Raw genomic sequence first — 248 nt, 5'->3', positions numbered from 1 at the left:
CTTCGCGGATCAGATTGCGAATGGCCGGCGTCGCCAGCATGATTTCGTGAGCCGCTACGCGTCCGCCGCCGGTCTTCTTCACCAACACCTGAGAGACCACCGCCTGCAGGGACTCCGCCAGCATCGAGCGGACCATGGCCTTTTCCACCGCCGGGAACACGTCCACCAGCCTGTCTACCGTCTTTGCCGCCGAGGTGGTATCCAAGGTGCCAAATACCAGGTGCCCGGTCTCAGCGGCCGTCAGCGCC

The 248-nt window shown here is 64.5% G+C and carries 1 protein-coding gene; it reads right to left on the bottom strand.

What is annotated here, in order from left to right; genetic code table 11:
• Window positions 1–248: ATPase, T2SS/T4P/T4SS family (locus tag AC0L20_RS41575; protein ID WP_473295922.1), on the bottom strand; the 248-nt coding region annotated here is incomplete at both ends.

The organism is Bradyrhizobium sp. Kon58 (assembly GCF_055807455.1).
Note: the sequence above shows the minus strand (reverse complement) of the source record. Positions and strands in the feature narration are given on the sequence as shown.